Origin of the sequence: Geomonas sp. (genome assembly GCF_035254065.1) — a bacterium.
Lineage (GTDB): Bacteria > Desulfobacterota > Desulfuromonadia > Geobacterales > Geobacteraceae > Geomonas.
In genome coordinates this window covers 1-7,327 of the sequence record NZ_DATFBA010000224.1, presented here as the reverse complement: position 1 = coordinate 7,327, position 7,327 = coordinate 1, and the positions used below count along the sequence as shown (strand labels likewise).

Genomic DNA, 7,327 nt, shown 5'->3' with positions numbered 1-7,327 from the left:
GGCTGCTGCGAGTGATGTGAGTTAAAGACAAAAGCAATCCCCCCTGTCCCCCCTTTATCAAGGGGGGGGGACGTGATGGGTGACAGCATACGACCATCCGTTCCTGTTAGGGCGAGCCCCACCACGGGGGTGCCCTCCCCTTCAAGGGGAGGGACAGGGTGTGATGGGTCATTGAGGCTGTCCCGTCCTCTCCCGCTGCACCAGCCGGGCCACCATCATCGCCGCCACGTTGTCGCCCGTCGCGTTCAAGAGGGTGGCGAGCGGATCGATGATCACGCTGATCACCACCAGCAGCGGAAGCGCCTCCATCCCGAAGCCGAAGGTGGTCAGCACCACCAGCTCCCCAATCATACCTCCGCTCGGGATGGCCGCGATCACCACTCCCACCACGATAGCCACCACCACCGTCATCGCCAAGCGAAGCGGTGTCGGCTCCAGATGGAAGAGGCTCAGCGCGAAGAGCACCTTGACCACCCCGCCGACCACCGAACCATCCTTGTGCACCACCGCGCCGACCGGGATTACCAGGCTGCTCACCTCCTGGGGGATCCCCATGCGGGGAGCCGCCTCCAGGTTGGCCGGCACGGTCGCCATGCTGGAACAGGTCCCGAGCGCGGTCAGGGAAGGGGCCAGCATGTTCGACCAGAAGCGCCGCACCGCCGGCATCCTGCCGGCTGCCCAGGCGTAGGCGGAGAAGCCGAATAGGAAGTAAGCAGAGCAAAAGACGTAGTAGGCGACGAAGAGCCTGAGGTAGGCGCTGGCGAGCTGTGCACCGGTTTCCGCGACGGTGGCGGCGAAGTAGGCAAAAAGTCCGACCGGCGCCAGCAGCATCACGTAGTCGATCAGCCGCATCGCTACCCTGGCGCCACTCGCCAAAACCCGTCCCAGAGCCTCCCCCTCCTCTGCAAGTTGCCTGGCCGCCACCCCCACCGCCGCCGCGAAGATCAACAAGGGGAGCATCGCCTTGTGGGTGAGCATCTCCGGGAAACTCGGCACGCTCACCGACTTCACCAGTTGCGCCAGTAGCGGTGGGGTCTCCACCGGCGCCGGCAGCTTTAACACCAACCCCGCACCGGGCGACGGCTGCACCACCATCAGGAAGGCAAGCGAAGTGACGGCGGCCACCACGCTGGTGAAGAGGAAGACGCCCCCCATCATAACCGAGACCCGCGAGACGGTGGAACCGCGCGAAGAGGCGATGCTGGAAGAGACCGAAAAGAAAACCAGCGGCACGATGATCATGAAGAGCAGGTTGAGAAAGAGATCGCCCAACGGCTTGATCGCCGATGAGAAGGCCGGCGCGAGCCAGCCGACCACCGCACCCGCCACTACGGAAACGATCAGCACGATCGACAACCTGTAGTTGCGCAGCACACTCATGGAGCCCCCGTCCTCCCGGCACGTTTCACAATCGCCGCCATGTCTTCCCCGTTCCCCATCACGATCATCGGCTGACGGGCAGGATCCAGCCAGCCGATGATGCCGACCAGTTCCCCCTCGTCGAGCGCCACACATCCCGCCGTCGCCCTGTCGTCAGCAGCCACCACATGCACGAAGATGGCGCTCCCCTTCCCTTTCACGATGGGATCGCGGTTGTAGCCGATCACGATCCCGTGCCGGTAGCGGCTATCGGGGAGCCTCATCACCTCGAAGGAGTTGGCCGCGACTTCACTTCTACGCACCCAGGTGTTGTACTGCTGGGAGTCGGGGGCATCCACCCAGAGATCGGCCTCCCCCGCCTGGCGGTACGGCATCCGGGTGTTCATGTCGGGAGCGTAACCGAAAACCAGCTCCAGCGGGAAGATGCCGCTTGGGCTCTTGCCGTCCCCTTCCCGTTTTTCGCCGGGGTGAGCGAAGCCTTTGCGGCCGACCATGGCCGGCACCGGGCCAAGCTTCACGCGCCAGCGGTCTCCCGTCCGCTCAATCGCGTACAGGCGGGCATGCGAACTCCCCTTCCCTTCTCCGATCACCACCAACAACTGGCCGCTACCGATGTGGTGCAACGGTCCCAGGAAGGCGAGCTCGGGAACTCGGTCCGAGAGTTCCCTCTCCCGAAGGGGGAGGGTTAGGGAGGGGGAGTACCTGTCACCGTCTGCGATACCTTGACCGAGGGCGGAAGGTTTTGTTTCTTGGACGGCAGGGTTGCTAGTCGTGGCCGCAGATTTGCTATCACTGCCATCGGGCCTGGCGGTTCGATGACAAATGGAGCAGCCAGTGCACAGAAAAAGAATGGCCAGCAGCAGAATCCGGACGCCTGGGCCCCATCTGGCCACTGCTGCAGAAAGAGGCTCGGAGATAGAAAGATCACGCGCCAGGTAGCTACCGATTCCCTGTCGCACTCTGCCTGTACCTTCTCGCTTCAGCATTGACACAATCGTCCGCCCCTCCTCGCTGCATCTGTCGACTGACGTACCGTCATAGAATCTGCTTTTACATTAGAGACAACACTGTTGAGTGTAAAGTCAAAAAGGGAATCGGGAGAGGGAACAGTCTACCGGGTAACGTGGATGAAGATCGCGAACTTGGCAGGGCGGGGAGTGAGTCTGATTATCGTTGTGGTTCCAATGATTTCGCTTGCTTATCCTTTCTATTTTGATTACAAGACCAATCTAATCGATGTCATGTGATTTTGGGAGGATACATGAAAGGCTTGGCACTGGCTGCAATGATATTGATGATAACTGGATGTGGCAGCGGTGGAGGGGCAACACAGCAAGCAGCAGTCGCTACGGTCAATGCAACAGGTACCTGGACCGGGTCTTTCAGCTCAAGTCTGGGCGGAACCCACAACGTCACGCTCAGCCTTGTTCAGAACGGCTCCTCTTTGACGGGTACGTTCTCGACCTCGACTGGCGCAGTCGGCACCGCCTCTGGCAGTGTGGTCGGAAACACGGCCATGGTCAGCTTCACCATGACCAGTCAAGGTTGCAACGGCACTTTTACCGGGACCGGCATGATAACCGAGCCTACCACCGGGCCGTCCACAATGGTATGCAATATGAGCGGCTCGACCACTTGTGGTGGAAATGAGAGCGACACCGGAACCCTTACCAAGCAATACCCCGTGGGCGCCATCTAAGAGACTGGGAGAGTAGCGAGTAGCTTAGCTCGCGCAGCCGACGGCGGGCGTCGAGGTCGTAGGCCTGCTCGTCCGCCCGCGCGGGGCGATCCTGGTCGAAATAGGTGCCGCTCACTCCCCTGAGCTCCTCGGCCAGGATGAGGCGCTCGAGGTGGCGAGCCCCCTCCTGCACCGTGGTTCGCGGGGTGCCAAACCACTCGCGCACCATCTTGGTGTCCATCAAGGAGGCCGGGTGAAGAGCATTGGCGGTCACGCCCGACCCCTTCAGTTCCTCGGCGAGATCGAAGGTGAACATCACCTGGGCGAGCTTGCTCTGGCTGTAGGCACGCATGCCGTCATAGCCCTTCTCCAGCATCACATCGTGGAAATCGATGGCCCGCTGGGCGGCGGAGGCCACGTTGACGATACGCGCCTCACCTGCCTCTTGCGCGGCCCTTTGCAAAAGCGGCAACAGGCTACGGGTGAGGAGCACGTGTGCAAGGTAATTCACCGCGAATCTCAGCTCGAAGCCGTCGGCGCTGCTCTCCCGACGCCGGGGTTCCTCGCCGCCGCCGACCCCGGCGTTGTTGACGAGCACATCCAGTCGCCTCGAGGCGTCACCAACCATAGAGGCAAGACGACGGACCTCAGCGAGGGAGGAGAGATCGGCCTGGAGAAAGTGCAATCGTTGTGACCCACTCCGCTCCCGGATTTTCTCCAGCACGCGCGCTCCCTTCTCCGGGTCCCTGCCGTGCAGCAGAAGGGTGGCCCCTTTCCCTGCCAGGTCTGTGGCGACTCTTTCCCCCAATCCATCGGTTGCACCGGTGATCATAATGACGAATTCCTCGACGTTTCGCATGACAGGCCCCCACGTGATCTGCTCAGGAAAGCAGCCGCAGATACTCCCGTTCGGTCACCAGGTTGCGGCTGTCGGTCCGGTCCAGGAAGACGATGCCGTTCAGGTGGTCGAACTCGTGCTGAAAGACACGCGCCGGAAAGCCTTCCATTTCCTGCTCCCTGGGCTCCCCTAACCTGGTGAGGTAACGGACCCGGATCTTGCGATGCCGCGGCACCAGCCCGCGTAAGCCGGGGATGCTCAGGCACCCCTCCCATCCCAGTTCCGTCTCCTCGGAGGCCCAGAGCAGTTCCGGGTTGAGCAGGGCGAACGGCTCCAGTTGGGGAGCCTTCGGGTAGCGGGGAGAAGGATGCACCGCCATGATGAACAGGGCAACCGGCTCGTAAACCTGCGGCGCGGCGAGTCCGACGCCGTTGGCCTCCACGACGGTAACCAGCATGTCTTCGATGAGAGCCTGGATGGCGGGATCATCATGGTCGGCGATCGGTTGCGCCTTCTCCCGCAGAACGGGATGTCCGAGTTGGGATATTTGTCTCAGGATGGCCATGGATCCTCCCTTTACCAACACACGAAAGCTATTTCACCCTCTGATAGTATAGGACCTCACAAACGGCACGAAAAGAACTTCCTGCCGCTCGATTCATCCCCCCGGGGGATGCCGGATTTCCAACGACACCAAGGGCAAAGGCTTTATCAACAGGGATAAAGGGGATGAAAGGGATAAAAAAGCGTCCGATCCACGTCCTTCGCGGTCACCCCTTGGCCCCTATATCCGACAGTGTCCTTGCGGAGACCTTACCGATTGATATGCTATTTCCAAGGAGCAGCGTGCAAACGTGGAGGGATTGGTGAAAAGCTTCCTGATCATCGTCGTCTTTTTGCTGTTCGCTTCCCCTCTCTTCGCTGAGGAGGATAAGGGAGCGGAGTTCCTGCGCCAGGGGAGCACCTATTTTCAGGCGCAGGATTACCAAAAGGCGGTCGAGGCGTTCGGACAGGCGGTGCGCTTTGCCCCCAAAAGCGCACAAGCTCGCCAAGGGCTCGGCATGAGCTACCTGAAACTTGGCTCCAACGAGACCTCGACCAACCCTGAAATGCTGGACAACGCGGTGAAGGCCTTCAAGGAAGCAGCCAGCCTCGATCCTAACGTGGCTGAAGTCCGTTACCAGCTTGGGCTGACCTACCTGCTCCTCCACGACAAAAAGGGTGCGCAGGTCGAATACGACGAGCTCAAAAGGTTGGACGCCAAACTCGCCGAGCAGCTTCTCGCGAGCATCAAGGGGTACACCCCGCCCATATCGTTTCGGTCCTCGGCAACCCGCGCCAGCGCGGCCGGGAATTCCACCAGGGTGACCATCGTTCAGAACGCCGTGCTCGTTCCCGTAACCCTCAGCCGTGGCGGCCACGAAGTGGAGGTGACGCTGGTGCTCGATACCGGCGCTGCCATGACCCTGATAAACAGGGAGGTTGCGGAACGACTGGAGATCGACCTGGGGAGCGCGCGGCGGACGGTGCTGCATGGAGTGGGCGGCCTGGTGCGGGGCTGGCACACGAGGCTCGACAGGGTGACGGTGGGCCCGCAAAGCAAGACGGGAATAGAGGTCGCCATCGTGCCAGGCGGGTTCATGTTCGACGGGCTGTTAGGGATGAATTTCCTGCGCAGTTTCAAGTACTCCATTGATTTTCCCAACCAGGTCATCAACTGGAGCCCCTTGTAGCGACACCTTCTTTTCCTGACCCACATCCGCCGCAGCCTCAGACAGGTAGTCGTTGAACCGCTCGGCCAGAGTCTTGGCAAAGGGGTCCACCAGCATCGCTTTGGGATAAAAGGGAAGCCTGCAGACGGAGAGGCCATCGCGGACGACGTCGCCCCAGCCGAAGGCGGCATCGCTTTGCCCCCAGAAGTTGACCTTGGGGCAAAAGGCGACCACCCGACCTGAATACGGCCTCGGGACATACGCGGAAGCAGCCTGCTCGTTCGCCTCGGTAACCGCCAGGTGCGGATAGAGATCCTTCCCCTTGCCGAGCGAGGCGACCTTGACCGAGATCCGCCCCTTTTCCACCGAGATCTTTTTCCGCAGGAAAGCCAACCGGTCCGACATGCCGAGCGAGACGATGTTCCCCAGGTGATACCAGAGATTCTGCAGCAGGTGGATGGACGACATCACCGCAGACCTGCGCTCCGGGCAGAGGTGAACGTTGTAACTCTCGATCATCCCCACCAGGGCAACCTGCTCTCCCTCCGCTTTCAGCTGCCCAGCCATTTCCAGGGCCACGATGCCGCCCAGGCAGTAGCCTCCCAGAAAATACGGCCCCTTCGGTTGCACGCTCTGTATCTCCGAGACGTAACAGGCGGCCATCTCCTCGATGGTGGTCAACAGGGGCTCGCTGCCATCCAGCCCCCGGGATTGCAGGCCGTAGACCGGCACGTCCTGCCTGAGATGGCGCGCCAGCTCCCGGTACAAAAGCACGTTTCCTTCCGCGCCGTGCACCAGGAAAAGCGGGGCTCCGTTTCCTTCCCTTCGTACCGGGACCAGTGACGACCAGGTCGCCTTTGGCACCCCGCCCGCCATGAAGGCGGCCAGCTTCTCGAGGGTGGGAGCTTCCAGTAGGGTCGAGAGAGGAAGCCTCTTTTCGAACTGCTGCTCTATCTCCACGAACAGGTTGACGGCATCCAGCGAGGAGCCTCCCAGGTCGAAGAAACTGTCCTGGCGGGAGACGCGTTCCACCCTCAAGATCTTCATCCAGAGGGCGGCGAGCTTCTGCTCCAGGTCGGTTGCCGGAGGTTGGAAAGGTTGCGGGGCGGAGCGTTCGGCCTGCTTGGGAAGGGAGGGGGCGGGACGTTGCATCAGGATCTGGGCCGGCACCCCCATGACGGAAGCCCCTGCCGGTACGTCGCGCAGCACCGCCGAGTTGGCGCCGACCACGGCGCCGTCGCCGACCTTGATTTCCGGCATGATGGAGGCGTTGGTGCCCACGTAGACGCCGTCGCCCAGGTCGACCCGCGCGTTGATCACCGCCCCCGGGGCGACCACGCAGCATTTCCCCAGACGGCAGCCGTGGCCGATCACGGTAGCCCCGAAGATGACCGATCCCTCCCCCACCGTTGCGTTGGCGCAGAACATGGCATTGCGGTAGACGGTGACGTTGTCTGCCAGGGCGATACCTTCGACATCGACGTCGGGGGCGATCAGCGTGGCGAAGGGAAGGCCGTACTGCTCGATCTTCCGCCAGGCACCCAGACGCCCCTTAACCGTCCTGGCCACCAGGTTGACCACCTCGTCGGTTGCGGGGTCCGCCTTCTCCAACAGTGAAAAGGGTCCGGCGACCTCCACCCCCAGCAGGGAGCGGCCGTGCTTGGAGGGGTCATCATCGAGAATGAGCAGACGCTCCCAGCGCTGCAGCACGGCGTTCAC

General features: G+C 61.9%; 7 protein-coding genes. 2 read left to right on the top strand and 5 right to left on the bottom strand.

Features of this window, described 5'->3' with window-relative positions; all coding sequences use genetic code 11:
* Positions 1-168 precede the first annotated feature (168 nt).
* Together VJ604_RS10545 and VJ604_RS10540 are read right to left on the bottom strand one after the other, a co-directional pair.
* Positions 169-1,380, bottom strand: coding sequence for a dicarboxylate/amino acid:cation symporter (locus VJ604_RS10545; protein WP_324082312.1), 1,212 nt, complete (start codon positions 1,378-1,380; stop codon positions 169-171).
* Positions 1,377-2,003 carry a L,D-transpeptidase family protein gene (locus tag VJ604_RS10540; RefSeq protein WP_324082310.1) on the bottom strand — a complete coding sequence of 209 codons (627 nt, stop codon included), beginning with the start codon at positions 2,001-2,003 and terminating at the stop codon, positions 1,377-1,379. The genes VJ604_RS10545 and VJ604_RS10540 overlap by 4 nt, the downstream gene beginning before the upstream one ends.
* 638 nt (positions 2,004-2,641) lie before the next feature.
* Here VJ604_RS10540 and VJ604_RS10535 point away from each other — a divergent pair.
* Positions 2,642-3,079 (top strand): hypothetical protein, encoded by a 438-nt coding sequence (locus VJ604_RS10535; RefSeq protein WP_324082309.1) that lies wholly within the window; start codon positions 2,642-2,644, stop codon positions 3,077-3,079.
* On the opposite strand, the gene VJ604_RS10530 is transcribed toward VJ604_RS10535, so the two are convergent.
* Positions 3,048-3,917 carry an SDR family NAD(P)-dependent oxidoreductase gene (locus tag VJ604_RS10530; protein ID WP_324082308.1) on the bottom strand — a complete coding sequence of 290 codons (870 nt, stop codon included), beginning with the start codon at positions 3,915-3,917 and terminating at the stop codon, positions 3,048-3,050. The genes VJ604_RS10535 and VJ604_RS10530 overlap by 32 nt on opposite strands.
* 22 nt (positions 3,918-3,939) lie before the next feature.
* Entirely contained in the window at positions 3,940-4,461 is a 522-nt protein-coding gene (gene def, locus VJ604_RS10525; RefSeq protein WP_324082307.1) for a peptide deformylase, read from the bottom strand.
* A gap of 301 nt (positions 4,462-4,762) precedes the next feature.
* Between def and VJ604_RS10520 the strand changes: the two genes are divergently transcribed.
* Complete coding sequence (locus VJ604_RS10520; RefSeq protein WP_324082306.1) at positions 4,763-5,629, top strand: aspartyl protease family protein; 867 nt, start codon at positions 4,763-4,765, stop codon at positions 5,627-5,629.
* Here VJ604_RS10520 and VJ604_RS10515 read toward each other — a convergent pair.
* The coding region (locus tag VJ604_RS10515) for an alpha/beta fold hydrolase (RefSeq protein ID WP_324082305.1) at positions 5,552-7,327 on the bottom strand (1,776 nt) is incomplete at its 5' end. The genes VJ604_RS10520 and VJ604_RS10515 overlap by 78 nt on opposite strands.